At 64.0% G+C, this 26369-nt stretch carries 25 protein-coding genes; 19 read left to right on the top strand and 6 right to left on the bottom strand.

Going from position 1 to position 26369, the window contains the following annotated elements; all coding sequences use genetic code 11:
* The first annotated feature begins 76 nt into the window (after nucleotides 1-76).
* Together BIWAKO_RS33405 and BIWAKO_RS33400 are read left to right on the top strand one after the other, a co-directional pair.
* The gene (locus BIWAKO_RS33405) at nucleotides 77-1033 is read left to right on the top strand and encodes a DMT family transporter (protein WP_084652485.1); all 957 of its coding nucleotides are present in this window, start codon (nucleotides 77-79) and stop codon (nucleotides 1031-1033) included.
* A 547-nt stretch (nucleotides 1034-1580) separates the two neighbouring features.
* Complete coding sequence (locus tag BIWAKO_RS33400) at nucleotides 1581-1790, top strand: cold-shock protein (RefSeq protein WP_069883256.1); 210 nt, start codon at nucleotides 1581-1583, stop codon at nucleotides 1788-1790.
* Between the two features lie 242 nt (nucleotides 1791-2032).
* On the opposite strand, the gene BIWAKO_RS33395 is transcribed toward BIWAKO_RS33400, so the two are convergent.
* Nucleotides 2033-3412: an L-serine ammonia-lyase gene (locus BIWAKO_RS33395; RefSeq protein ID WP_069883402.1), complete on the bottom strand. Its 1380-nt coding sequence runs from the start codon at nucleotides 3410-3412 to the stop codon at nucleotides 2033-2035.
* Between the two features lie 519 nt (nucleotides 3413-3931).
* On the bottom strand, nucleotides 3932-4165 hold the full coding sequence (locus BIWAKO_RS33390) for a hypothetical protein (RefSeq protein WP_141740458.1): 234 nt from the start codon (nucleotides 4163-4165) through the stop codon (nucleotides 3932-3934).
* 488 nt (nucleotides 4166-4653) lie between these two features.
* On the opposite strand from BIWAKO_RS33390, the gene BIWAKO_RS37255 reads away from it, so the two are divergent.
* On the top strand, nucleotides 4654-4788 hold the full coding sequence (locus BIWAKO_RS37255) for a hypothetical protein (protein ID WP_274533627.1): 135 nt from the start codon (nucleotides 4654-4656) through the stop codon (nucleotides 4786-4788).
* A 113-nt stretch (nucleotides 4789-4901) separates the two neighbouring features.
* On the opposite strand, the gene dapA is transcribed toward BIWAKO_RS37255, so the two are convergent.
* On the bottom strand, nucleotides 4902-5810 hold the full coding sequence (gene dapA, locus BIWAKO_RS33380; RefSeq protein WP_176733504.1) for a 4-hydroxy-tetrahydrodipicolinate synthase: 909 nt from the start codon (nucleotides 5808-5810) through the stop codon (nucleotides 4902-4904).
* 34 nt (nucleotides 5811-5844) lie between these two features.
* Complete coding sequence (locus BIWAKO_RS33375; protein ID WP_069883252.1) at nucleotides 5845-7332, bottom strand: aldehyde dehydrogenase; 1488 nt, start codon at nucleotides 7330-7332, stop codon at nucleotides 5845-5847.
* A 202-nt stretch (nucleotides 7333-7534) separates the two neighbouring features.
* On the opposite strand from BIWAKO_RS33375, the gene BIWAKO_RS33370 reads away from it, so the two are divergent.
* The 8 genes from BIWAKO_RS33370 (at nucleotide 7535) to BIWAKO_RS33335 (ending at nucleotide 16236) form a co-directional block, all read left to right on the top strand.
* Nucleotides 7535-8158, top strand: coding sequence for a cupin domain-containing protein (locus tag BIWAKO_RS33370; RefSeq protein ID WP_069883251.1), 624 nt, complete (start codon nucleotides 7535-7537; stop codon nucleotides 8156-8158).
* Between the two features lie 137 nt (nucleotides 8159-8295).
* Nucleotides 8296-9153, top strand: coding sequence for an ABC transporter permease (locus tag BIWAKO_RS33365; RefSeq protein WP_244523726.1), 858 nt, complete (start codon nucleotides 8296-8298; stop codon nucleotides 9151-9153).
* Nucleotides 9150-9956, top strand: coding sequence for an ABC transporter permease (locus tag BIWAKO_RS33360; RefSeq protein ID WP_069883249.1), 807 nt, complete (start codon nucleotides 9150-9152; stop codon nucleotides 9954-9956). Before BIWAKO_RS33365 ends, BIWAKO_RS33360 begins: the two co-directional genes overlap by 4 nt.
* Nucleotides 9953-11080, top strand: a complete 1128-nt coding sequence (locus tag BIWAKO_RS33355; RefSeq protein WP_069883248.1) for an ABC transporter ATP-binding protein — start codon at nucleotides 9953-9955, stop codon at nucleotides 11078-11080. Before BIWAKO_RS33360 ends, BIWAKO_RS33355 begins: the two co-directional genes overlap by 4 nt.
* A 53-nt stretch (nucleotides 11081-11133) precedes the next feature.
* The gene (locus tag BIWAKO_RS33350; protein ID WP_069883247.1) at nucleotides 11134-12201 is read left to right on the top strand and encodes a polyamine ABC transporter substrate-binding protein; all 1068 of its coding nucleotides are present in this window, start codon (nucleotides 11134-11136) and stop codon (nucleotides 12199-12201) included.
* Nucleotides 12202-12274: 73 nt separating this feature from the next.
* Entirely contained in the window at nucleotides 12275-13711 is a 1437-nt protein-coding gene (locus tag BIWAKO_RS33345) for an FAD-binding oxidoreductase (RefSeq protein WP_069883246.1), read from the top strand.
* A 28-nt stretch (nucleotides 13712-13739) separates the two neighbouring features.
* The gene (locus tag BIWAKO_RS33340) at nucleotides 13740-14894 is read left to right on the top strand and encodes an alpha-hydroxy acid oxidase (protein WP_069883245.1); all 1155 of its coding nucleotides are present in this window, start codon (nucleotides 13740-13742) and stop codon (nucleotides 14892-14894) included.
* A gap of 43 nt (nucleotides 14895-14937) precedes the next feature.
* Complete coding sequence (locus tag BIWAKO_RS33335; RefSeq protein WP_069883244.1) at nucleotides 14938-16236, top strand: NAD(P)/FAD-dependent oxidoreductase; 1299 nt, start codon at nucleotides 14938-14940, stop codon at nucleotides 16234-16236.
* A 1145-nt stretch (nucleotides 16237-17381) separates the two neighbouring features.
* On the opposite strand, the gene BIWAKO_RS33330 is transcribed toward BIWAKO_RS33335, so the two are convergent.
* Nucleotides 17382-18293, bottom strand: coding sequence for a LysR family transcriptional regulator (locus tag BIWAKO_RS33330; protein ID WP_201788730.1), 912 nt, complete (start codon nucleotides 18291-18293; stop codon nucleotides 17382-17384).
* A gap of 110 nt (nucleotides 18294-18403) precedes the next feature.
* Between BIWAKO_RS33330 and BIWAKO_RS33325 the strand changes: the two genes are divergently transcribed.
* From BIWAKO_RS33325 to BIWAKO_RS33310, 4 genes are all read left to right on the top strand, one after another.
* A complete protein-coding gene (locus BIWAKO_RS33325; RefSeq protein WP_069883242.1) occupies nucleotides 18404-19519 on the top strand; it encodes an alkene reductase in 1116 nt (371 codons plus the stop codon).
* Between the two features lie 45 nt (nucleotides 19520-19564).
* Nucleotides 19565-20284: an SDR family oxidoreductase gene (locus tag BIWAKO_RS33320; protein WP_069883241.1), complete on the top strand. Its 720-nt coding sequence runs from the start codon at nucleotides 19565-19567 to the stop codon at nucleotides 20282-20284.
* 75 nt (nucleotides 20285-20359) lie between these two features.
* Nucleotides 20360-21103, top strand: a complete 744-nt coding sequence (locus BIWAKO_RS33315; protein ID WP_244523725.1) for an SDR family NAD(P)-dependent oxidoreductase — start codon at nucleotides 20360-20362, stop codon at nucleotides 21101-21103.
* A gap of 99 nt (nucleotides 21104-21202) precedes the next feature.
* Nucleotides 21203-21508 (top strand): hypothetical protein, encoded by a 306-nt coding sequence (locus BIWAKO_RS33310; RefSeq protein WP_141740457.1) that lies wholly within the window; start codon nucleotides 21203-21205, stop codon nucleotides 21506-21508.
* Nucleotides 21509-21511: 3 nt separating this feature from the next.
* On the opposite strand, the gene BIWAKO_RS33305 is transcribed toward BIWAKO_RS33310, so the two are convergent.
* Entirely contained in the window at nucleotides 21512-22498 is a 987-nt protein-coding gene (locus tag BIWAKO_RS33305; protein WP_141740456.1) for a hypothetical protein, read from the bottom strand.
* 675 nt (nucleotides 22499-23173) lie between these two features.
* Between BIWAKO_RS33305 and BIWAKO_RS33300 the strand changes: the two genes are divergently transcribed.
* From BIWAKO_RS33300 to BIWAKO_RS33285, 4 genes are all read left to right on the top strand, one after another.
* On the top strand, nucleotides 23174-24355 hold the full coding sequence (locus BIWAKO_RS33300; protein ID WP_069883238.1) for an acetyl-CoA C-acyltransferase family protein: 1182 nt from the start codon (nucleotides 23174-23176) through the stop codon (nucleotides 24353-24355).
* Nucleotides 24356-24503: 148 nt separating this feature from the next.
* The gene (locus BIWAKO_RS33295) at nucleotides 24504-25298 is read left to right on the top strand and encodes an enoyl-CoA hydratase/isomerase family protein (RefSeq protein ID WP_176733503.1); all 795 of its coding nucleotides are present in this window, start codon (nucleotides 24504-24506) and stop codon (nucleotides 25296-25298) included.
* 95 nt (nucleotides 25299-25393) lie between these two features.
* Entirely contained in the window at nucleotides 25394-25594 is a 201-nt protein-coding gene (locus BIWAKO_RS33290; RefSeq protein WP_069883237.1) for a hypothetical protein, read from the top strand.
* Nucleotides 25591-26367 carry an SDR family NAD(P)-dependent oxidoreductase gene (locus BIWAKO_RS33285; RefSeq protein WP_069883236.1) on the top strand — a complete coding sequence of 259 codons (777 nt, stop codon included), beginning with the start codon at nucleotides 25591-25593 and terminating at the stop codon, nucleotides 26365-26367. Before BIWAKO_RS33290 ends, BIWAKO_RS33285 begins: the two co-directional genes overlap by 4 nt.
* Nucleotides 26368-26369: the final 2 nt, after the last annotated feature.

The following is a 26369-nucleotide window of genomic DNA, read 5'->3' as shown; positions in this document are numbered from 1 at the left end:
TTGATCACGATCATGCAGCTTGCTTGAATCAAGGATATGGCGCGCCGCCAGATCGAATTTTCCCGATCGGATTGATATGTCACCCCCGCCTGCATCTGCCACCGCGGCCGATTGCGATGCCTATTCCTCTGACGTCTCTAGGAAGCTCCCTAGCCGTCCCGCCGGTATTTCCTTACCCGTCGACAACGCCTTCCTCGCTATAGGTCTGATCCTTGCGAGCACATTGTTCTTCGCCGCTGGAGATGTCTCGGCGAAGCTCCTGACGGCAAACCTTCCGGGCGTACAGGTCGCGTGGTTGCGCTATCTCGTATTCGTCATCCTGGTTGTGCCGACCGCGTTCGCTATGAGCGGCAGGCGCGCCCTCGTAGCCGCCTCGCCCGGCATGCAGGTCCTACGTGGCCTCGCAGTGGCTGGCTCTGCGATGCTCTTTATTTTAGGGCTCACGCGGCTTCCCGTTGCTGAGGCAACCGCCATCAATTTCATATCGCCCATCTTCATCACGGCCCTGTCCATCCCGTTGCTCGGTGAGAAGGTGGGCCTTCGCCGCTGGGCAGCGGCAGCAGTCGGCTTTGCCGGCGTGCTCATCGTCGTGCGACCGGGCACGGCTGGGTTCAGCTTGGCGGCTCTTCTTCCGATGGGAGCCGCCATGTGCTGGGCGGTGGCCGCGATCGTGACGCGGAAGATGCATGCAGAGCGCTCGGAGGTGACGATGGCCTGGTCCGCGCTAATCGGCTTTGCGGTGCTGTCCGTGGGCGTGGCCTTCTCCTGGCACCCTTTGACACTGCGGGAGATCGGGATCGGCGTGGCCATGGGCTTGTTCTCGACCATCGGTCACTGGCTGGTCATCCTCGCCTTCAAGAAGGCGCCCGCATCGACGCTCGCCCCGTTCTCATACGTGCAGCTCGCCTCCGCCGCCCTGCTCTCCTTCGCCATCTTCGGGGCCGTCCCCGAGGCCCTGACCTTCCTCGGAGGAGCGGTGATCGCGGCGAGCGGACTCTACACGGCCCACCGGGAACGCCTCCGGGCCAGGTAGCCGTCGGCGAGCGCGGCTGAGCGTCTCGCCAGCCATGTAGTCTTGGCCACCTGGCGCTTGATATCAGGTGCTGTGGTTGCGGTGTCGGGCCATGGCTTCGGCCGTCGCGATCTTCGCATGAGCGAACCTGGTGGCTCGGTGACGCTGATAATAGAAGCCTGTCCCCGCGGCGAGATAGGCCAGCCTGGGCGGTCCGGCGCCATTCCGGACGGTTGGCTGACCATATGGCGATGTCTTGGGCGACGTGAACCGCTCAGATCAGCGCCTGGGAACGACAGACCTGTCAGCTCGGCCAAAACCAATAAAGATTCCGCCCCGTCGGGGTGTCTCGCAACGACGGGGCGACAAGGTGATTAACCAGTTGCGTCACTCTGTGGCGACGGCTGCCGACCCTATAGGCTCAATCCAGTCTACCGATAATCGAGAGACGCGCTGTTCCAACAAGAAAATGCCAATCGCCTTGGCCTGCGGCATGACGCCAAAACTTCGGCTTGCCCAATTTGACCGCCGTGCGATGCTGGCTCGTCGATTGATCGAAAGGTGGCTTATGGCGACAGGAACAGTGAAGTGGTTTAATTCGACCAAGGGTTTTGGTTTCATCACGCCGGATGATGGCGGGCAGGATGCCTTCGTTCATATCAGCGCGGTCGAACGGGCGGGCATGCGCGAGCTGCGCGACGGGCAAAAGATTTCCTACGAGCTTGTCCCGGACAGGCGGTCGGGGAAAGCGTCAGCCGAGAATCTTCGCGCGGAGTGACTCTTCACCATGGGTTGAGACCTCGTCGAAACAGCTTAACAATAATGATTAGAGCCGAGGCTCAGTTCCCCGTCGCGTCCAGATCATTATTGGCGAGGCCGTCGCGTTCGCGCTCGTCGCCGACGCCAAGCGGAAGCTCATCCGCCAGGAGCGTGTCCTTCGACAGCAGGCCGGCATCCTCGAGCTTTTCGAGATCAGAACATCGACTGTTCGCCGGGCGTGTAGGTGAATAGATGCGGGCCTCAGCATTCCGGCAGGTTGACGGCCAGGCCGCCGAGGCTGGTTTCCTTGAAGCGCTCGTTCATGGCTTCGCCGGTCTGGCGCATCGCCTCGATGCAGTTGTCGAGGGGCATGAAATGCGAGCCGTCGCCGCGTAAGGCGAGCGAGGCCGCGGCGACAGCCTTGATCGCGCCGATGCCGTTGCGCTCGATGCACGGGACCTGGACCAGCCCCGCCGCGGGATCGCAGGTCATGCCGAGATGGTGTTCGAGGGCGATCTCCGCGGCGTTCTCGACCTGCTCGGGCGATCCGCCCAGCACCGCGCACAAGCCTGCCGCCGCCATCGCCGCGGCAGAGCCGACCTCGCCCTGGCAGCCGGCCTCGGCGCCAGAGATCGAGGCGTTGTGCTTGATCAGCCCGCCGATCGCCGCGGCCGTCAACAGGAAATCGGCGATCCTCTCCCGCTCGGCACCGACGCAGTGATCGAGATAATACCGTAGCACCGCGGGCACGACGCCGGCAGCCCCATTGGTCGGCGAGGTCACCACCCGGCCGCCGGCCGCGTTCTCCTCGTTCACGGCCATGGCATAGACGCTGAGCCAATCCGTCGACGCGTGCGGCTGGGCGCGGTTGCTCTGCCGCTCGGCCTCCAGCTGCCGATGGATCTTGGCGGCCCGGCGGCGCACGCGCAGCCCGCCCGGCAATTCGCCTTCCTGGCTCAGGCCCCGCTCGATGCAGCCGTTCATCACCGACCAGAGGCGGGCGAGACCGCGCTCGACCTCGTCCGGCGCCTGGAGATGGATCTCGTTGGCGCGCTTCATCTGCGCGATCGAGAGCCCGCTCTCGCGCGCCATGCGCAGCATCGTCGCCGCATTCGCGAACGGATAGGGCCAGGAGGGCGTGGCGGCGGCGGCCGGCGGGGCCTCGCGCTCCTGCGCCGTCACCACGAAGCCGCCGCCGATCGAATAATAGGTTTCGGACAGCAGCTCAGCCCCGGCAGAATCACGCGCGCAGAAGACAAGCCCATTGGCATGTCCGGGCAGAGGCGGCCCGTAATCGAAGATGATGTCGACGGCTGGGTCGAAGGCGAGCGGTGGCAGTCCGTCGAGGCGCAGGAGATGCGTTGTCCCGAGCGCGTCGAGCTGGCGTTCCGCCTCGTCCGGATTGAGTTCGGCCGGCGTCCAGCCGAGCAGCCCGAGCGCCACGGCGCGATCGGTGGCGTGGCCCTTTCCGGTGAAGGCGAGCGAGCCGTAGAGCGTGGCGCCGACTGCCGATACGTCATCGCGAGCTGGATATCGACGCAGGACATCCAGGAATTGCCCGGCGGCCGTCATCGGCCCCATCGTATGCGACGATGACGGGCCGATGCCGATCTTGAAGACGTCGAAAACACTCAGGAACATCATTCGCCTCCCGCCGAGCGCGATCCCGGGCCTCCATGCGATAGGCGACCTGCGACCGTAGTCAAATCTCAGACGGAGATCGCCATTCCGTCGCGCTGCGGGTCGGCCCCGCCGGAGCACAGACCATCGCTGATTCCGATCGCGTGAAGGGCGGCGAAAGGGAATGTCTGGGCGGGCGGAGCGCTTGACGTCATATCCCGCCGCGGCGAGTTAGTCGTGACCGGCTCTTGTCGAATTGCGAGCTGCTAGGTGCATCCCCTCACCGTCCTCACAGTTGGAACCCGTAAGACTGTGAGGGGGGAATTGATTCCGAAGATGAGTGTGAAGGTGTGAGGGGAGCTCGCGTTTTCAACCTGTCCCTGTTCGGCCGTGCGCCCGAGAGCTCGATCTCGCACGCTAGGAGCCGTGGACTGCTTGGGATTCCCATGGGCGCTGATGCGTGATTCGCGCGCACACAGCATAAACCCCACCACGCGCGGAAAACGCCGGCTCGCAGGAAACGTTCCCAGCGCTCGCCCTTTACACCGCCAGGCGCTTGCGGCCGTGTTTCCAGAAGGCAACGCGGCCGGGTGAGGCAAGCTTACCGCAGCGCGAGCAACGGAACGAGCCGGCGAGCTTCACAAGCGACTTTTCACGAGCCCACTCAGGCAGATCGTGAACCGGTTTCAGCACAGCCTCGCAGCAGACGATCTGAATGTGCGTGTAGGCTTCCGCATCTACGACCTCACGGATTGACGCAGTGCGCTCGTCCAATTGTATCATCGGATGGTTAGCTTGCCTTGAATCTACGGATGCAATTGCGCCTGTACTCGCGGCGCATTTCTTTGATTTGCTCCCGATCGACCCGAGCTGTGTGTCCTGGCTTGGTGGCCTTGCGGGCTTCCTCGCGACACGCCTCGCGAACGCTATCGCCCTTCGCGCCGCTCTCCCTGGCGTCCGTAGGCGATGCGAAGATAGCCAAAGATGCGAGAGCAAACGCCTGGAGACGCATGGCGGACTCCTCTTTTCGGGGCAAGGTTCGCAACTACTGACGCTACTAGAGATTGGCCCGGCGTCTAGTGGATAGAAGCTAACGCTTACCCGCCCACGACCGCCCTTCCTGGCTCGCGGAAGGTCGCCAGGCCGTGCCCACTAGCAGACGTTCCGAACGTCGCAGGAGGGTCACACACACCCATCGCTCGTTCGGACGAAATGCGCCATCAGCCGACATTGGCGAGTTTCCCGAAAGCGGACGCGTTCACATGCGACAATTCGTCCAGAATGCCATGGCGATGAAGCGCATGGAGATCGCGGTCGTGACCTTCAGTTCTGTGAATGTCGTGAACGATTTCTGCAAACAGAAGCCGGGCTCCCGCCCCCAAGCCGACGTTCACTGAAACGGAGACAGGATCACGGCTGAACCAGAAGCCGCCCCCATATGAGCGCCGAAAGCGTGCAACCTCTTTGTACGCGCTTCACCGGGCTTGCGACGGCCGTCGAAACAGCTGGCTCACCGAACCAACTGCAGCGCCCCTGTCGCGATCAGCGTATCGAGCGCCTTCCGAAGCCGCTCTTCCGCGGCTGGCGAAAAGCTTCCGATGGGTGGCAGGGACGCACCGATCGGCAGGCCGAGCAGAGCGAAGGCCCGGCGGACACCCTCTGGAAACTGCTCGGAGAACAAGGCATCCATCAGCGGGTTGAGCTTCCCCTGCGCGACAAGAGCCTCGGCGGTGCGCCCGCTCTCGGCCAGCCGCTGGACGTTTGCCCAGTAGTCCGGGAGCAGCGACGCGGATGTCAGGATGCCGCCCTTGGCCCCGAGGATGACCTGCTGGACGAAGAGCGTGTCCTGGCCGCTGAGCAGGCAGAAATCGTCGCTGACGAGCCGGGATAGCTGGTCGAGATGGTAGAGGTCGGTGTTGGAGGCCTTCATGCCGACGATAAGGCGCTCCTCTTCCATCCGCGCGATGGTCGCCGGGGCGGTGACGACATGGGCCCGATAGGGGTTGTCGTAAAAGATGATCGGCAGCTTGAGTTCAGGCGCCAGCGCCCGGAAATACCGCAGGACGCCCTCCTGATCACACCGCGTGTAATAGGGCGGAATGACCATGAGCCCGTCGGCGCCAGCCGCGCGGTAAAGCTGGCCGGTATCGAGCGCGCCGCCAAACCCCGGATCGAGCACTCCGGCAATCACCGGGACGCGCTTCGCTGCCACGGAGACCGTGATTTCCAGCACGTGCTTGCGCGCGGCGGCGGTCAGCGCGGTCGCCTCCCCGGTGCCGCCGAGCGGCACCAGTCCGGATGCGCCTTTTTCGATCTGGTAGGCAACGATGCGCTCCAGGCCAGCCTCGTCGACCGAGCCGTCGGGTTTGAGAGGCGTGGGAAAAGCGGGGATGAGACCGCGGAACATCAGATCAGCCATCATGCACTCGCTGTCGTTCTCGGTTGCCGGAACCTCAATTGCCGAGGTGGATCCAGGTGGCCTTCAGTTCTGTGTATTTTTCGAGCGCGTGGAGAGACTTGTCGCGGCCGAAACCAGACTGCTTGAAGCCGCCGAACGGAGACGAGATGTCGCCGTGATCGAAGCAGTTCACCCAGACCACACCCGCGCGCAGCGCCGAGGACGCCTTGAAGGCCTTGTTGATGTCGCGCGTCCAGACAGCCGCCGCCAGCCCGTAGATGGTGTCGTTGCCGATCGCCACGGCTTCGTCGATATCCTTGGCGGCGATCGTGGCGAGCACCGGGCCGAAGATCTCCTCCTGGGCGATCGTCATGCCGCTGGTCACCTCGTCGAACAGGGTCGCCTCGATGAAGCAGCCCTCGCTGGCGATCCGCTTGCCGCCCAGCCGCAACCTGGCGCCCTCGGCCTTGCCCTTCTCGATATAGGCCAAGACGCGGTCGGTCTGGCCGGCATCGACCATCGCCCCCATCTCCGTCGCCGGATCGAGCGGGTCACCGACCTTGATGGCCGCGCCGACCGCCATGACCTTCTCGACGACCTGTTCCTTGACGCTCTGCTCGATGATTAGGCGGGAGCCGGCATTGCAGACCTCACCCTGGTTATAGAAGATGCCCCAGGCGGCGGCGGTCGCGGCGGCATCGAGATCGGGCGCATCGGCCAGGATGATGTTGGGGCTCTTGCCGCCGCATTCGAGCCCGACGCGCTTCATGTTGGACTGGCCGGAATACTGCAGGAAGTATTTTCCGACTTCGGTCGAGCCCGTAAAGGCGACCGCATCGACATCCATATGCAGACCGAGCGCCCGGCCCGCCTTCTCGCCCAGCCCGGGCAGGACATTGAAGACGCCGTCGGGGATGCCAGCCTGCGTCGCCAGCTCCGCGAGCTTGATGGCCGTCAGCGAGGACTGCTCGGCCGGCTTGAGGACGAGGGAATTGCCCGCCGCCAGAATCGGGCCGATCTTCCAGGCCGCCATCAGCAGCGGGAAATTCCACGGCACGACCGCAGCCACCACGCCGAGCGGCTCGCGCCTGATCAGCGACACAGCGGTCGGTGCGGTGGGTGCAATCTCGTCATAGATCTTGTCGATCGCCTCTGCGTACCAGCGGATGCACTGCGCCGACAGCGGCAGGTCGACGGCCAGGCTGTCTCGGATCGGCTTGCCCATGTCGAGGGTCTCGAGGAGGGCGAGTTCCTCGGTATGGGACGCGATCAGGTCGGCGAAGGCGGCAAGCCGCGTCTTGCGCTCACGTGGCGCCATCCGCGACCAGACGCCGGAATCGAAAACCTTGCGTGCGATGGCAACTGCGCGATCGACGTCCTCCGCCTCGCAGGCGGCGATTGCGGTCAATACCCTCCCCGTTGCGGGATTGGTGCACGCGAAGGTGGAACCGGAGAGGGACGGCACATAGCGACCACCGATGAAGGCCTGGCCATTGAGGGAAAGCGCGGCAGCACGGGCGTGCCAGTCGATTGAAGCGGACATGAACAATCTTTCCGGAAGGGGCCCGGCCACTCAGCCGGCAGAGCGCGACGATAAGACGTTTCGGCGGCACCCTCTAGCACGAAATTTTCGTTTTCTGAAAATTTGTTTGGCATCTTCATGATATGCCCTTATCCGTATAGCGTGTTGGAACCCGCCGCCGCGATGTGAGCATTGGCGGGCAAGCAAGGGACGCAGCCCCTCGATGCCGCAGATCAAGATCGTCGACGATAGCGCCTCGCGCGCAGCGCCAGGCACAAGCGACCTCGACGACGAGACGCAGAAGCTGGGGCAGCGCATCCGCGACCTGCGCTCGAAAGCGCGCATGACGCTGACAGAGCTCTCGAAGGCAACAGGCGTCTCGATCGGGACCCTTTCACAGCTCGAACGCGGCCTGGTTTCGCCGACGGTCCGGACGGTCTACACGGTCGCGAATGCGCTGGGCGTGATGCCGGCCTGGCTGATCGATCCTTCACAAAGCGGACCAAAAAGCGCCGAAAGCCAGTATATCGTGCGATCCGGCCAGCGCTCGCGGCTGCTCGATATCGACGGCATCCGCAAGGACATCGCCTCCCCCGCCGCGAGCGAAAGGCTCAGGGGCTTCTTCATGGTCATCCAGCCCGGGTGCAGCTCGGGGGCCCAGCCCTATTCACACAAGGGCGAGGAGATCGGCTTCCTTCTATCGGGCTCCCTTGAACTGCAGATCGAGGGCGAGACCTATAGCCTGAACGAGGGCGACTGCTTTGCCTTCGCCAGCTCCAAGCCGCACCATTTCGCGAATGTCACCGCGCGCCCCGCCTCGGTCTTCTGGGTAAATGCCGACATCTGAGTCGGCGCAATTTTTCATAATTTTGAAAATTACGATTGCGCACCTGAAAATCGACTGCCATAGTTTCTGCGTTCGCCGCCCTCGGGCGAGCATCGCAAGGCGCCCCTGCGCCGGCCGGATCGAAGGAAGCGCGACAGGTGGCCCAATCAGGCACAGCATCGGAGCTTAGCTGGTCGTCGGCCCTCATGCTCCTGGCGCCGCTCACCCTCTTGATGCTGGCCATCCTGATCTATCCCCTGGCCCTGACGGTGTGGACCAGCCTCCACCCCGGCCAGTTCTCCTTTCAGGCCTATGGCGAGCTTCTCGGCAGCACGCTGTTCCACAAGGTTCTGACGAACACATTCGAGATCAGCCTGTCGGGCACGCTCGTCAGCCTGCTCGTCGGCTACCCCGTCGCGATGCATCTCGCGGCCCAGCCGCCGAGCCGACGCACGGCCTATCTGATCATGGTGATGCTGCCATTCTGGACAAGCATCCTGGTGAAGAGCTTCGCGCTCACCGCCGTGTTCGGCAATCAGGGGCTCGTCAACCAGGCGCTGGGCTTCCTCAGCGGCGGCCAGATCAACCTGCCGATGATGTTCAACCGCGTCGGCGTCATCCTCGGCATGATCAACTTCCTGCTGCCCTTCATGATCCTGTCCATCCTGGGCAGCCTGCTGGCGCAGGACCGGACCTTGATCCTGGCGGCGGAGACGATGGGCGCCAAGCCGCTGCGGATCTTCTGGAAGATCACGCTGCCTCTCAGCCTTCCCGGGGTGATCGCGGGCGTCCTGATCAACATCACCCTCTCGATCGGGATGTACATCACCCCTGCCCTGCTTGGCGGACGGCAGGACATGATGGTCGCCAATCTCGTCGATTTCTACACGCGCCAGACACTCGACTGGACAGCAGCTTCGGCAACGGCCGTCGTCCTTCTCCTGATCTCGGGCGTGCTCGTCGCCCTGCTCGGAAAAGTGCGCGGCGCCTCCGGGCTCTCGGGAGCGGCAGCATGAACGCGCTCTTCGGCTCGAGCCGGCTCAGCCGCAACCTGATCGCGACCGCGGCCTGGGTCTGCTACGTCTTCCTGCTGATCCCGAGCCTGATCGTCATCCCGATTTCCTTCGGCAACCCGGGCCAGATCGAGTTCCCGCCGCGACAGCTCTCGCTTGCCCTCTATCGGCAGTTCTTCACCGACCCGGCCTGGTGGGGATCGATGGTGCAGAGCCTTCTGGTCGCAGTCGTGACCACGCTGCTGACGCTGGTCCTCGCTGTCCCCGCGGCTTATGCATTGACCCGGTCGCGCCTGCCCGGCCGCAATCTCCTGCGCGGCCTCTTCATGATGCCGATGCTCGTCCCGGTCATCGTGCTGGGGCTTGGCCTCTATCTGCAGTTTTCGAACTGGGGCCTGCTGGACACGACCTCGGGCCTCGTCCTCTCCCATATCATGCTGACGACGCCCTTCATCATGGTCTCCGTGATGTCCGGCCTGCAGCATTCCGACGTCTCGCTGGAAACGGTCGCGTCGATCATGGGCGCCTCGCGGCCCGTCATCTTCTTCCGGGTCGTGTTGCCCCAGCTGAAGGCGTCGATCGCAGTTGGCGCACTCTTCGCCTTCCTGATGTCGCTCGACGAGGTCGTCGTCGCCTATTTCCTCACCGGCACCAATGCCATGACGCTGCCGGTGAAGATGTACAGCTCGATCCGCTGGGAGCTCACGCCAGTCCTCGCCGCGGTCTCCACCCTGCTCACCCTGCTGTCATTGCTGATCGCACTGGGCATCATCGCCCTGCAGCGCAAGACCGAGGCCAATCCATGAATGTCCCGCCCGCGCTGACCAACACTCCGGTCGTCGACCGCGCTCAGGCCATGGTCGAACTCCAGGGCGTCACGAAGCGCTATGGCGAGGTCGATGCCCTGAAGCGCGTCGACCTGTCGATCCGCAAGGGCGAGTTCGTCACCCTGCTTGGCCCCAGCGGCTCCGGCAAATCCACGCTGCTCAACCTGATCGCCGGCATGATCACGCCGAGCTCAGGGCGCATCGTCATCGATGGGCGTGACGCAACGACGTTGCCGACCAACCAGCGCAGCCTCGGCATGGTGTTCCAGAACTACGCCCTGATGCCGCACATGACCGTGTTCGAGAACATCGCATTCCCGCTTCAGGTCAGGCACCTGCCGAAGGACGAGATCAGGCGGAAGGTCGAGCATGTGCTCGACCTGATCCAGCTCGGCCATGTCGCCGGCCGCCGGCCGCGGGAGCTGTCGGGCGGCCAGCAGCAGCGCATCTCGCTTGCCCGTTGCATCGTCTACAATCCCGCGCTGATCCTGATGGACGAGCCGCTCGGGGCCCTCGACAAGAACCTGCGCGAGCAGATGCAGCTCGAGATCAAGCGCCTGCATGCCGATCTCGGCATCACCATGCTCTATGTCACCCACGATCAGGATGAAGCCCTGACGATGTCAGACCGCATCGTGCTGATGAACGGCGGCAAGATCGAGCAGCAGGGCCAGCCGGACGAGCTTTACTTCAAGCCCGCGACCGTCTTCTCCGCCGAGTTCATCGGCAGTTCCAATCTCATTCCCGGCATCATCGAGGCCGCCGGCACCACGGGCCTCTCGCTGCGCACAGCCATCGGGACATTCCCGGTTCCCGCCGCCGACCATCCCGTCGCGAACGGGGACAAGGCCATGCTCCTCGTGCGCCCCGAGAACATGACGCTGGGCGGCGAGCCGGAGGTGACGAGCGTCAGCGGCCGGATCGACGATTCCATCCTGCTCGGCGGTGTCGTCAGGCACTTCGTCCGCTGCGAGGACCAGTCGACGATCATTGTCCAGGAACTGAACAAGCCAGGGCGGCCCGTCGCGAAGCGCGGCGACCAGGTTCGAGCCGGCTGGCCGCCTGCGCATGCGCGTCTGTTGCCAGCGACCGCGCCCCACTGAAGGCCGATGCCTGCCTACCGTCAGTGCACAATAACCAAGGGAGAACGGTGACCATGACTGAACGGACATTCCTGACCTCGCGTCGCGCCCTGCTGCGTGGAGGTGCCGCCAGCATCGCCGGCCTGATCGCCGCCCCGGCCGTCGTCACAGGGCGCGCCCAGGCCGCCGACAAGGCCCTGACCGTCACCTCCTGGGGCGGCGACTACAACAAGTCGGTGCGGGAGGTCTTCGCCGACCCCTTCACCAAGGAGACCGGCATCCCGATCACGCTGGTCGACAATGGCGACATGGCCAAGGTCAAGGCCCAGGTCCAGAGCAAGGCCGTGCAGTGGGACGTCATCGACGCGCCAGCCGCCTTTGCCACCTCCGGCGCCAGGGACGACCTCTGGGAACCGTTGGACATGTCGATCATCAAGCCCGGCGACGTCGTGCAGGCCGGCGCCCCCAACTACATGCCGATCTATCTCTATAGCGGCGGACTGCTCTGGGACGCCAAGCGCCATCCCGACGGCAAGCACCCGGTCGACTTTGCCGGCTTCTACGACGTCAAGAAATATCCCGGCCGCCGCGTCATGCGCGCACTCGCGTCCGAGACGCTCGAGGTGGCGCTCGTGGCCGATGGCGTGGCTCCCAAGGACCTCTACCCTCTCGACGTCGACCGTGCCTTCCGGGCTCTCGACCGGATCAAGCCCCATGTCACGAAATGGACGAGCACGACCCCCGAACAGGTCAACTCGGTCGTCCAGAACGAGGGCGATTTCTCCTACAGCTACTTCAATCGGGTGAAGGCCGCGCAGAAAGCCGGCTCGCCGCTCGATTTCTCCTTCGAGCAGACCGTCAACTCGCTCGACTATTTCGCCGTGCCGAAGGGTTCGCAGAACAAGGAAGCGGCGATGCGCTTCATCAATTTCTGCCTGCGCCCTGATCGCCAGGTCGAATGGGCCGTCCGCGGCTATTACCTGCCGAACACGGTCGCAGCGGTGGAGCAGGTCAAGGCCTCGCCTGCAAAGGCGTATCTCCCCGACCTGACGAACGGCAAGAACGTCATCGTCAACGCCGAGTGGTGGAGCGCGAACTATACCGCCGCCCAGAAGCGCTATGCCGAGTGGATGCTGACCTGAGCCCGGGTCCATCCGACAATTCCGCTCCGGAACGTGCCGGAGCGGCACTGCTTCTCGTACCCCCAAGAACGTCATGACGCACGAAGCTCTCCTCGCAGAACTCAGGTCCATCGTCGGGGAGCGCTATGTCTTCACTGAGGACGCTGACGTTGTTGCCTACGTCACCGACCATCGCGCGCGCTATCACGGCAGCGCAATCGCCGCGGTCAAGCCTGCGAATACGGACGAGGTCTCGCGTGTCGTCAAAGCCTGTGCGCAGGCGGGCGTCGCGATCGTGCCGCAAGGCGGCAATACGGGCCTGTGCGGGGGCGCGACGCCGCTGTCCGGCAAGCCCGGCATCGTGCTGCGTCTCGACCGCATGAACCGCGTCCTCAGTCTTTCGGTCGCGGAGGAGACGATCACGGTGGAGGCCGGCTGTATCCTGGCCGAGATCCAGGCGGTGGTCGCGCGCGAGGGGCTGCTCTTTCCCTTGAGTCTCGGCGCGGAAGGCAGCTGCCAGATCGGCGGCAACATCGCGACCAATGCCGGCGGCATCTCGGTTCTGCGCTACGGCAATACGCGCCAGCTCGTCCTCGGCCTCGAGGTCGTCCTGCCCGACGGCACCGTGCTCGACAGCCTGCGGCGGCTGCGCAAGGACAATGCCGGCTACGACCTCAAGCAGCTCTTCATCGGCGCGGAAGGAACGCTCGGCATCGTAACGGCTGCCGTGCTGAAGCTGTTTCCGGCTGTCCGGACCCGTTCGATCGCACTCATGCAGCTCGCCAGCGTCGAGGACGCGCTGGCGATCTTCGAGCGTGCACGAAAAGTCTTCGGCGAGCAGATCTCGAGCTTCGAGATCATCGGCTCGTCCTACATGGATTTCGTCCTGCGCTACGTTCAGGGCACCGTCATGCCGTTTGCGCAGCCGGCGCCGTGGTATCTGCTGATCGAGGCGGGAGATGCGCTCCCGGATTCCGATATCGGCCAGTCCATGGAAAGCCTGCTGGCCGAGGCCTTCGAGGCAGGACTGATCAGCGACGCGACGATCGCGGCCAGTCTCGCGCAGGAAGAGGCGATCTGGAAGCTGCGCCATGGCGTGACCGGAGAGTTCAAGCTCGCCGGCAAGACCATGTCGCACGACAGCTCCGTCCCGGTCGCGCAGCAGCCCGCGTTCACGACACGGATCGAAGCGGAGATCCTCGCTGCCTATCCGGACGCGAATGTGATGATGGTCGGCCATATCGGCGACGGAAACATCCATGTCGTCGTGCTGTTCCCGCATGAGCGTTTCGCCGACGCCCAGGCCTACGAGGATGCCTCCGATGCCATCGACATCATCGTCGATGATATCGCCGTCTCGATGGGAGGCAGCATCACCGCCGAACACGGTGTGGGAACGAGCTATCGCAAGCGCCTCGCGCGGACGAAAAGCAATGCCGAACTCACCCTGATGAGGGGCATCAAGCAACTGCTCGATCCGGCCGGCCTCATGAACCCGGGAAAAATCCTGCTGGAAGCCGACGTCGATTGAAGCCAGCCAACGGATCGACGCAGGCTCGATGAAAACCGAAGCGCTCAACATCGAGGATGTCCGCAAGCTGGCGCGCCGTCGCCTGCCGCGTGGCATTTTCGAGTATATCGACCGGGGTGCCGAGGATGAGATCGGGCTCGCAGGCCTGCGGCACGCCTTCGATGCAGTCACATTCAATCCCCGCATTCTTGCGGATGTCTCGCAGCGGGACCTGTCGACAACTCTGCTCGGGCGCAAGCAGCCCCTGCCCCTCGCCATTGCCCCGACGGCCGCGGCCGGTCTGGTCTGGCACGAGGGGGAGATCGCCCTTGCCCGGGCGGCAGCACGGGCCGGGATCCCCTTCTGCATCGCAACCGGCTCGATCACAGCGATGGAGCGTATCGCTGCAGCGAGCAACGGTCCGCTCTGGTTCCAGCTCTACATGTGGCACGAGAGGGCCCTGTCCTTCGAGCTGATCGAGCGGGCCAGGAAGAACGGCATCGAAACGCTTGTCCTGACGGCAGACACGGTCGCCACGCCCAACCGCGAATACAATACGCGCAACGGCTTCGAGATCCCGATCCGCGCCTCCCTCAGCGGAGGCCTCGACATGCTCTCGCATCCACGCTGGGTCTGGCAGGTGCTGCTGCGCTACATCCGCGCCGGCGGCATTCCGACCTATCAGCATTACCCGCCGGGCTTCCGCTCCAGGATCACGCGCAAGGCGACCTGGGAGCAGGTCCGATTGACGGACGCCATGACGTGGGACGATTTGCGCGAGTTGCGCCAGCGCTGGAACGGCAAGCTGGTCCTGAAGGGCGTGCTGCGCGCTGAGGATGCCAGGAAGGCCGTCGAGGCCGGCGTCGACGCCATTGTCGTGACCAGCCACGGCGCACGCAACCTCGATGGCGCCATCGCGCCGATCCGTGCCTTGCCGGCCATCGCCGAGGCTGTCGGCGGCCGCATCGGGATCATCGCCGATAGCGGTGTTCGCAGGGGCTCCGATATCCTGAAGCTGCTCGCGCTGGGCGCAGATTCGGTCATGATCGGGCGCGCCGCGCTCTACGGCACGGCCGCTGCCGGCGAGGCTGGCGCAACGCACGCGCTCACCCTGCTGCGCAACGAGATGCTGGCCGCGCTCGGCTTCCTCGGCTGCGCGAACCTGCGCGAGCTCGACACCAGCTTCGTCAATACGCCGTCATGATCGCGCCGAGAGCGAGCAGCCGCGTTTCCGAAAGTGTGAAGCGATGACCCACACGACACAAAAGCCTCTGCCGCTGCCTCCGAACGTCTATCAGCTGGATGCTCCTCTCGCTCCGCAGACGCCGGCCCTGGCGGGTTCGGTCCGGACCTCGGTCGCGATCGTCGGAGGCGGAATCGTGGGGCTGACGACGGCCCTGCACCTGGCGGAAGCGGGCGTCGATGTGACGGTGCTCGAAGCCCAGGAGCCTGGCTGGGGCGCCTCCGGCAACAATGGCGGGCAGCTCAATCCCGGCCTGAAATTCGATCCCGACGTGATCGAGGCCACCTATGGCCAGGAGCTCGGCAAGCGGATGGTCGCGTTCGCCTATGACACGCCCGGCCGCACGCTTGCCTTGATCAAGCGCCTCGGCATCGTCTGCGAAGCGCGCCGGAATGGAACTCTCCGGGTGGCCAACAGCCAACGCGCGGTCGCGGGTGTCGAGACTACGGCGCGCCAATGCATCGCCCGCGGCATGCCGGTGACCCTCCTCGATCGGGATCAGGTCGCCGCGGCGACCGGCACCGACAGGTATCTTGCCGCCATGCGCGATGATCGCGGCGGCGACGTGAACCCGTTGGCCTATGTCCGGGGGCTGGCCAGCACGGCTCTGGCCGCGGGAGCGAAAATCCACGGTCGCACCGCGGTGCGCAGCCTCCAGAAAACGCCGTCCGGCTGGAGCTTGCAGACCGACACCGGAATCGTCCAGGCCGAGAAGATCCTGATCGCGACGAACGGCTTCACCGATGATCTCTGGAGCGGATTGAGGCGGACGATCGTCCCGGTGTTCAGCGCCATCGCCGCAAGCGCGCCACTCCAGGCCGAGCACGTGCGGCGGATCCTGCCGTCGCGGGCATCGGTCTACGAGAGCGGACGCATCACCGTCTACTATCGGGTCGATGCCCATGACCGGCTCCTGATGGGCGGGCGCGGTCCGATGCGATCGATCGCTGCGCCGCAGGACATCAGCTATCTCACCGACTATGCCGGGCGCCTGTGGCCCGAGCTCGCAGGCCAGCGCTGGACCCATGGCTGGAACAGCCGCCTCGCCATGACGCAGGATCACTGGCCGCACCTTCACGAGCCGGCAGAGAACGCCCTGATCTATCTCGGCTGCAACGGACGCGGCGTTGCTTTGGGAACCGCGATCGCCGAACAGCTGGCCGCGCGGCTGCTCAAGGGGAACCAGGCGCAGCTCGATCTGCCCGTGGTTTCACCGAAACCGATCCGTTTCCACGGGCTCTGGCCCCTGGCCGTCCGCAGTGTCGTCCTCCACGGCAGGATCATGGATCGCATGGGATTATGATGCTGCCGAACGTCAACCTGCCCAATTGAAAAGAGAATGTGCTCAGCGTTCGAGGCTAAGCTCACCCAAATACGGCCTTTCCAGAGGTCAGGCTGGTTCAGAGTCCTCTTTGGCGACCAGAGTCAGACTGCCTGAGTGCGGACCTTCCCAAGCTCAGCAAAGCACCGCACACGCCCATCGCTCGTTCGGATAAAATGCGCCACTTCCGGACATTGGGCGCCTGCCGGAAAGCGGACTCGCGTTAATCGCCAAATCAATACGAGTTCGCAATCAGTGTATCGGCGGTCGTCGCCACGCTCAGAAACGACCGGTCAATTGATCGCGACGGTGGAGCATTTCGGGGTGCGCGGGCGTGAACTGCAAATCGGCCCGCCACACCACTCGTCGCGGGCGAAGAAGCGGGGGGCCCGAGGCCCCCAATGCCGGCGGTGCGGGGTGAAATCGCTATCGCCAAGGGCTACTCGACAATGCCAACGGCTTTTAGGGCCTGCACCAGTTCGGGGTGCATCTCAAATTTCCAATCACGCGCTCTGTCTTAGTCCCGCTAACTTCGTTGGCGAGAGCGCTGATCAGAAAATGGGTGATATCCCGAAAGCCCTGCGAAGCAGAGTGGGACCCGGTTCGCGGATTCTATCTGGGCCAGCGGTCTTTGAACGACCGCATCGACAGGCCGGGCACGAGACTGTACCCGACCAAACCGTCAGCCTCAAATCGCCACTTGCGACGCGGGAGCCGACCCCACAAGACATCTGCGACGCTGACGAGACCCAGCACTCCGCTCAACGAGGGCGCTCGTCCAAGATCTGGCCGGCGGGAACATCCTCGCCCATCAGCGCAATATCGTCCTCGTCGGCGGCACCGGAATCGGCAAGTTGCTAGTTCAAGCGTGTGCCGAAATGCTCGCTGAAGGCCGCCCTTGCATCGAATGGGAGCTCGATGCGGGAGTTCGTGTTCAATCAACCAAATCCCCATGTCGAACAGGCGTTCGTTTAGCGTGAGCGGTTCGAGGGGAAGGCCGATCGAGATTGCCCCCCGCGTCACGGGTGGCGGCGATAAGGTTGGTGTAGGCTGGGTGACGCACCTGGCGGTTGATAGACGTCGGCGGTTGGTCAGTCGGCTGAGTCTGGCCTTCTCATAAAGCATTGCTAAGCGACGGCGCTCGACAAGCCGAGCGCCCATTGAACCAGGCCATCTATAGTCACCCTTACCTTGGCCGGCAGCGTCTTTGTGCGGGGCCAAAGGACGTTGATCGGCAGATCGCCGCCGGACAGCCCATCCAGGACAATCTTCAGAGCGCCAAGTCGAACATCGTCTTGCACCATCCATGACGGAAGCTGAGTCAGGCCGTGTCCGGCCTTCACGGCCATCAGCACCGTCTCGAAATCCTGCAACTCATGCTTGACGGGAACGGCCTGCCTGGAAGTCGAGCCGTCCGGTTGCTTCATCAGCCAGGCGATGCGATTGCCCTGCCGTCGTCCGACGATGCAATCATGTGCCGTAAGATCGGCCCAAGACCGGGGAACCCCGCGCCGTGCAAGATAGCCGGCCGCTCCGACGATCACCATGTGCTGGACGCCGATCTGGCGCGCGAGCAAATCGGTCGAATCCTCAAGATTGCCGATGCGTACCGAAAGATCGATGTTTTCACCGATCAGATCGACCCGTCGATCGGTGAAGCTCACCTTGAGATTCAGCGCCGGATAGCGTTCGGCTATCTTGAGCAGCACCGGCATGATGTGCAGCCGGCCGAACGCCGTCGGCAGATCGATCCGCACCTCACCGCCGGGCGCGTCGCGCGCGAGCAGGAGGGCACTCTCGCCGCGATCGAGCTCGTCGAGCGCCGCGAGGCAATGCTCCAGCCAGGCCTCTCCGGCGGGCGTCAAAGTCAGGCGACGTGTGGTTCGGTGCAGCAGCTTACTGCCCAATCGATCCTCTAGACGCGACACCGCGCGTCCGACGGCGGACTTGGTCACGCCAAGTTCCGCGGCGACCGCCGTGAAGCTGCCCAATCGCGTTACCGCGACAAATTCGGCGATACCATCGAAGCGCGTGTCCATCGAGCTTTGTAGCTCCGTCCGCAACAGAGAGTCGCGTAAGTGGCGTCTAATAGGGATCTTCACGCTACATTATGTCCAGTGGAGCATCAATTCTCCACTGGAGCAGATCTATGTCATTCCTGTTCGACCCCTATGACCTCGGCCCGTTCTGCCTCAAGAATCGCATTGTCATGGCTCCGATGGAACGGTCGCGGGCACGCAATAGCGAATGGGCCCCGGATGCCGACACCGCCCGCTATTTCTCGCAGCGCGCCAGTGCCGGGCTGATCATCACCGGCAGCATCGCGATCAGCCCATGGGCGCGCACCTGGGCGTTCGAGCCGGGCCTCTATACGTCGACCCAGATCGAAGCATGGCGCTCGGTCACCCGCGAGGTTCATGATCATGACGGGCTGATCTTCGGGCAACTTCGCCACGGTGGGCGCGCGAGCCACCCCACCCACCAGCCGAACGGCCAGCAGACGGTCAGCTCGACCGACAAGGGAGCCGAAAAGGCGATCGTCATGGCCTTCGATGAGAAGGGCCAGCCGGCGGTCCTTGTGCAGCCTAAGCCGCGTGCCCTGCGGATCGAGGAGGTGTCGCAAATTGTCAGTGAGTTCGCGCAGGCGGCGCGCAATGCTCGTGAAGGCGGGCTGGACGGTGTCGAGATCCATGCCGCGAATGGCTATCTGCCCGATCAGTTCATCAACGGTGCGATCAACACGCGCGACGATCGCTATGGCGGCTCGCGCGAGAACCGCCTTCGTTTCACGCTGGAAGCCGTCGATGCTGTGATCGACGCGATCGGCGGCGAACGTCTGGGGATCCGGCTGTCGCCTTTCGGCCGGTATAATGAGATGCCGGCGTTTGATGACGAGGCCGAGACCTATCTGACGCTCGCAGCCGAGCTCGCCAAGCGCGGCATCGCCTTTGCCCATTTCAGCGATCAAACCCGGTGGGTCGACGACATCACCATTCCCGCGACCTTCCTGCGAGAGTTCCGCAGCGCGTTTCGGGGGCCGGTGATCCTCACCGGTGGCTATCTCAGAGAAAGCGGGCAGGCCGCGATTGATGTCGGCGAAGCGGATCTGATCGGTATCGGGAAGCCGTTCCTGGCAAATCCCGATCTGGTCGAACGGCTACGCCAGGATCTGCCGCTGAACGAGTGGAATTCCGACACTTTCTATACCGCGGGTCCTCACGGGTACATCGACTATCCCAGCTACGACGAGCTGGCGACAGCATGATCGGCCTTTTGCAACCGCGTAATCGATCGAAGAGGAGTTGAAATCATGACTCAGCGCACCTTTCTCGTCACCGGCGCCAGCAAAGGCATCGGGCGCGCCCTCTCGTCGCGGCTCGCCGCGGCCGGTCATCACGTTGTCGGGATAGCTCGCGGCAAGGATCCGCGCTTTCCGGGTACGCTCGTGTCGATCGATCTCAACGACAACAAGGCCTCGGAACAAGCCCTTGCCGACCTCGCCCAGCGATACTCCTTCGATGGCGTCGTCAACAATCTCGGCATGATCCGTATGCATCGGCTGGGCGAGATCGATCTCGTGGACGTGGACGACATCTTGCGAGGGAATCTGCACCCGACGATCCAGACGGTGCAGGCGATCTTGCCGACCATGCGGGCGAAGGGCTGGGGCCGCATCGTCAACCTTTCCAGCATGGTGGTCGTGGGCATTGCGCAACGCAGTGCCTATGCTGCCGCCAAGGCGGCGATTAACAGTCTCACGCGTACCTGGGCGCTGGAGCTGGCTGAGACCGGGATCACTGTCAACGCGGTTGCGCCAGGCCCGGTGGAAACGGAGATGTTCCGACAGAACACGCCGATCGGCAGTGAAGCGGAAAAGCGTTTCCTTTCGATCATTCCGATGCGGCGCCTCGGTAAGCCGGAAGAGCTTGCCGCCGCCATAGCCTTCCTGCTCTCGGAAGATGCCGGCTACATCACCGGGCAGACCCTATTCGTCGATGGCGGCGGTTCAACTGGCAGGATTACCATCTGAAACAACAGGACTAGTGATCAAGGACGCTTCGGCGGCCGATTTCCGCGCGGGTCGCCGCGGTCCAAATATGTAATCATGTTGTCCGGTCAGCACATTGGGACGATGTCAATGCTCAAGGCGGTAATTGTCGGCGTTGGCCCGGATCGAGGACTGGGTGCCCAGCTTTGCAAGCGCTTTGCAAGGGAAGGGCTCGACATCATCGTGTCCGGACGCACGCAGGCATCGCTGGATGCGGTCGTCGCCGATATCGAGAGAGCGGGCGGCAAGGCTTCCTCCTTCGTGGCGGACGCGACAGACGAAGCCGATATCGTCGCATTGTTCGACAATGCCGGCGCCGGGGTGGACCTCGCCATCTACAATGCGGGCAACAATACCGCGGGTGATATTCTTGAGATGGACGCCGGCTATTTCGAGAATAGCTGGCGGGTTGTGTGTTTCGGCGGCTTCCTGTTCGGGCGGGAAGCGCTCCGCCGCATGGTTCCCGGGAAGCGAGGTACAATCCTGTTCACCGGCGCCAGCGCTTCGCTGCGAGGCCGGGCTGGCTATGGCGCTTTCAATTCTGCCAAGGCGGGTTTACGTACATTGGCCCAGGCGATGGCCAAGGAATATGGTCCCGCAGGAATCCATGTCGGCCACGTCGTCGTCGATGGCGCCGTCGACGGCGACAAGATTCACAGCCGCTTCCCGGACGCCGGCTCCCACCGCGAGCGGTTGCTCGATATCGAAGGCATCGTAGAATGCTATGCTTTCCTCTATCGTCAGCACCGTAGGGCGTGGTCGTTCGAGGTCGACGTTCGAACGTCGATGGAAACCTGGTAAGGGCGCAGTTTGGCCCTGTCGGCAGAACGGATTCCCAAACCGCTTCCTGACTGTCTACGCTCAGCAATACCGGGTGGGCCCAACCCACGTGCCGACGGCGTGGCAGCCGTCACGCGGGCACGCGAGGCCACGAAACGGGCGCTTGAACTGGCGCCTGGCGATGCCAATGCCATGATGGCTCGAGCTGCCACCATGTTCGATGGCGGCGACTTTAACGGCTTCAAGCAACTCGCCGAGGCGGCAGTTAGGCGCGGCCAGGCGATCCCCACCTATGAGCCCATTATGGTCTTAGAAACGCAATTCATGGCGATTGGCCGACGGGAGCGGCCCCCGCGCAGCGGGTCATCTATGGCTATGGCCGTCTATTTCAACACCAACTACAAGGGCCGGAAGGAGTGCCGCTAGGCCTTAGCGGAACCAACCCTTTTTGACCGGCTTGGCGGCCTCCATCGGGGCCGCCATCCGCTCGCGGCGGGCGGCCAATTCGTCCGCGCGCCGGCAGTGCTCCAACATCTCCTCGGTAGGCGTGTCGCCATAGAGCTCGGGGTCCTTGGCGACCATGCGCTCGCGCCAGCGCTTCATGGACGTGATCACGTGGTCGAAATTCTTCGTCTGCTCCCGCACCACGGCTTTCAACCGGCGCTGAATGTCGCAATTCATCCGCAGATAGAGCGAATCGTTCATCGCCACCGCCTCGACGAATTCCATGCCGTCACGCTCGATATAGTCCTCGATCGGCCATTCCGGCCGGACGTCGGCGGCCAGGTAGTAGCCGATGCGGAAGGCTGGATCGGCATGCGTCGCGAACTTTATCCTCTCGTCGTGCCCGAAGATCGAGCGGACATAGGCCTCCGCGAATCCGCGCCGGACCCACACGAAATTGCCGAGCCGACCCTCGTTTCCGACGCCCTCCGGCCCGACCCACTTTTCCTGGACGGCTTTCATGAATAGCTCGCGATACGCGGCGTTCCGGCGCCCGTGGGTTTGCCCCCAGTCCTCGCGCCCTTCCTCGGTTTTCATGTCCGGATAGAAGCGATCCGGCAGCACCAGGAGGAATGGTATCGAGCCGACATTCGAGAGCGCCGACGCCCATTTCGGCGTCGCCGGCGCGGTGAGGAACAGATCCCAAACGGCGCCGATCGGCTTTTCGTGATCCCAAGCCTGGACCTGCTCGTCGAACGTGTCGGCCTTGATCGTGTGCTTAAGCCGGGGATTCATGATCCCGGAGGCGCACACGTTCCACCAGGCCTCTGGCTCCAGGTTGACGGTGTTGGCCAAGAGGCCAGCGAGCAATTCCGGCTCGATTGTCGGGTTGGTCATCATCGCGTGGATGAAATCCCGGGACGCCCCCTCCAAGAGCGGCTTCAGGTCGACCGAGGGCGGGATGTAGATCATCGACCTGTTGGCGACCAGGGCTAGCCGCACCACGTCGCCCCGCTCCCATAGCGGTCCAAGCACCCGGTCATTCGTTGTGAACCGAGCCAACCCGAGATCGATCAGCGGCTCGTTGCGGGCGATGAGACGCTCGACGAGGAAATCTGGCACGCGGGGAAACCATTTGAGCTCCGGCGGCCCGAGTTTCGCGAGGAAATCATAGACGACCTCGGGCGCCGACAGCGCCAGACGCTCGGCTTCGACCCGGCCCTCCCATTCTTCCATCATCATGTCGAAAGCCCCGTCCCCAGGGCGACAGAGTGCCCCGCCGGCAGGGCAGGTGTCCATGCCCGCGCGTTAATCCGCCGAAGTGGACTGCCTAAAAGCGGACGTACTCAGCGTCCGGAATGGGCCACAAACGCCCGTCGGTTGTCCGGGGAAAATGCGCCATGACCGGACCCCGAGCCACCGCCCGGAAGCGGACGTTCACGGCAGCCTCGGGACGGATCGAGGTGTCCCACGCATCTGGACGGCAGCCGCGAGGATTATCTTTGCCACCATGGGCGCGAGCCCAGCGCGCGCCGATCAATCGGCGCGCCTTTGAAAAACCCGCAAATTGAATGCCATGTTGATTGTCGGACAAGCCGACATTAACGTATACCTAATGACCTTTCTGAGCGGGATTGGGACTTCTCGATGACGGATGTCTTTATTGTTGCAGCGCGCCGAAGCGCGATTGGCACCTTCGGTGGGTCACTGAAGGATGTTGCGCCCGGGGAACTCGGGAGCGCTTTGGTCAGGAGCGCCGTTGCTGATAGCGGCGTGGAGCCCTCCGAAATTGACCATGTCGCCTGGGGCCAGGTCATCCAGACGGAGCCGCGCGACGCCTATATCGCGCGTGTTGCGGCGGTGAATGGCGGTATCCCCGTCGAGACGCCGGCGATGACGGTCAATCGTCTGTGCGGCTCCGGGCTTCAGGCCGTGATCACGGCGGCTCAGGCAATTCTGCTCGGCGATGCCGAGATCACGCTCGGCGGCGGTTCCGAGAGCATGAACCGCGCGCCCTTCCTCTCCCCTGCCATGCGCTGGGGTGTGAAGATGGGCGACACGGTGATGGTCGACATGCTGGACGGCGCGCTGCGCGATCCTTTTGGCCAGATGCTGATGGGAGTGACGGCGGAGAACGTCGCCGCGCGCTACGGCATTGACCGGGAGACGCAGGACGCGCTGGCCGTCGAAAGCCACCGACGGGCCTCTCGCGCGATCCGCGAAGGCCGCTTCAAGGACCAGATCACTGGGATTGAGATCAAGACGCGCTCGGGGTCGGCGATCTTCGCCGAGGACGAGCATGTTCGCCACGAGGTGAAGGAGGCCGATCTCTCCGGGCTGCGCACTGTCTTCAAGAAGGAGGGGGGCTCGGTCACGGCCGGCAACGCGTCCGGCATCAATGATGGTGCGGCGGCGGTCGTGCTCGTCAGCGGCGATGCCGTCCGCAAAACGGGCGTGAAGCCGCTCGCACGGCTAGTCGCCTACGGCCATGCCGGCGTCGATCCCGAATATATGGGCATCGGCCCTGTCCCCGCGACGCGCAAGGCGCTGGCGAAGGCGGGGCTCAAGGTCGGTGACCTCTCCGTCATAGAATCGAACGAGGCCTTTGCGGCACAGGCCTGCGCCGTCTCCCGCGAACTCGATTTCGATCCGGCCATCGTCAATCCGAATGGCAGCGGGATCTCGCTCGGCCACCCAGTCGGTGCGACCGGGGCCATTAACGTCGTGAAGGCGGTTCATGAACTCCGGCGCGTCGGCGGTCGTTACGCCCTCGTGACCATGTGTATCGGCGGCGGGCAAGGCATCGCGGCGATCTTCGAGCGGGCCTGACGGGCCCTGCGCCTTTCGGACTCCCGCACGCCAAAAAGCGGCGACGCGGCATCACTCCTCTCTTGACGGGGCAGGTGGTGATGCTAACGTCCCGTTGTCGGACAAGCGGACAATGGATTCAATAAAAACGATGCTGCCGCAGGGTGGGATGCTCACGACAGAAATGGCGAATGTCGGACTGGACAAGGTCGGCGGACATGCGCGCCTGTCGCTCCAACGGCCGGACAAGCTCAATCCGCTCGACTGGGCCACCGTGCGGGAGCTCAAGCAGGCCGTCGAGGCAATCGAGGCGATGGACGATGTCTTCCTCGTCAGCATCGTCGGCAGCGGCCGCAGCTTCTCGGCCGGTGGCGATCTCGACGGCTATCTCAGGCTTTATCGCGAGCCTGCGGAGTTCTCCGGCTTCCTCGAGGATTTCTACGCGATGCTCACGGGCATCGAGAACTCCAGGAAGATCTATGTTGCCCTGATCAACGGCGTCTGCGTTGCCGGCGGGCTCGAATTGCTTCTCGCCTGCGATCTCGTCCTCGCGGCGGATACGGCGCGGATCGGCGACGGCCATCTTAATTTCGGGCAGTTGCCCGGCGCCGGCGGCTCGCAACGCCTGCCGCGCGCAATCGGCCTGCTGCGGGCGAAGCACTTGATGCTGACCGGCCAGCTCCTGACGGCCGAGCAGGCGCGCGAAATCGGCCTCGTCAACGAGGTCGTGCCGCATACCGAACTCGAACCCGCTCTGGACCGGCTCGTCGGACAACTGGCGGAGAAGAGCCGGGTCGGGCTGGCCTCGGCCAAGCACCTCGCCAACAAGACCCTGACCTCCGATCTGGAGGAAGGATTGCGCTACGAAATGGACTTCGTCCTGAACTACGCGACCACCGAGCCGGATGCGACGGAGGGCCTGCTCGCCTTCAAGGAAAAGCGCAAGCCGGTCTACCAGAGCTGACGGCACCGCGCCGCAAGGCGCACTAAGACAATGAACAAGGCCCGCGCACGGCAAACCGTGACAGAAGAGGCCGCCGAACGGGAAGGAAGCAGCTGATGGGCGATGAGCGTCGCCGTGAATCGTGCAACGAGGACGCCTATGCGATCCTGACGCGGATGCTCGCCGATGCCGAGCGGCTCTGCGCCACGCAGGATCCGCTCCTGACGGGCCAGGCCACCCAGTTGCGCGGGCGGATCGCCGCGATGGTTGCCGTCGCCACGCCGCCCGCCCTCCTACTGACGGAGGCGCATTCGTGACCGGGCGGCTTCAAGGCAGGGTCGCCCTCGTCACCGGCGCCGGATCCGGGCTTGGCAAGGCAGTGGCGCGGCGCTTCGCGGCCGAAGGCGCCAAAGTTGTCGTCACCGACATCGCCGACGCGACCGGCGAGGTCGTCGCGGGCGAGATTGGCGCAAATGCCGTCTATTGCCATTGCGACCACACCAGCAGCGAGGATTGTGCGCGGTCCGTCGCCTTCGCGTTGGAGCGTTTCGGCGCACTCGACATCCTGCACAACAATGCCGGCGGACCGTTCACCGGCGCCTTCGAGGCGATTGACGATGCGACGCTGGAGCGCGTGCTGAGCGTCAACCTGCTCGGCGTCCTCAAGATGACGCGCGCCGCTTTGCCGGCCCTGCGCCAAAGCGCGGCCGGCAATCCCGCCGGGGCCGCGCTGCTCTTTACCTCCTCGCTGCAGGGGCTGAAGGCCAAGCCCAATTTCAGCCTCTACACCGTAGCCAAGCACGGCATCGTCGGGCTGGTTCGCAGCCTCGCGCTCGAGCTCGCGCCGCAGAACATTCGCGTCAATGCGATCTGCCCGACGGTAACGGAGACGCCGATGCTATCAGCCTTCCTGCCTGGCATGGCCGGCGACCGCGACGAGGCGATGAAGCGCTTCCGCGCCACCATCCCGCTCGCCCGGATGCCGGAGCCGGAGGATATCGCCGCCGCCGCCCTGTTCCTCGCCTCGGACGAGGCGCGTGTCATCACCGGCATCGCAATGCCGATCGATGGCGGCCAGATGGCGATGTGAGG

Source organism: Bosea sp. BIWAKO-01 (assembly GCF_001748145.1).
Lineage (GTDB): Bacteria > Pseudomonadota > Alphaproteobacteria > Rhizobiales > Beijerinckiaceae > Allobosea.
This window is presented reverse-complemented; position numbering and strand designations above follow the sequence as displayed.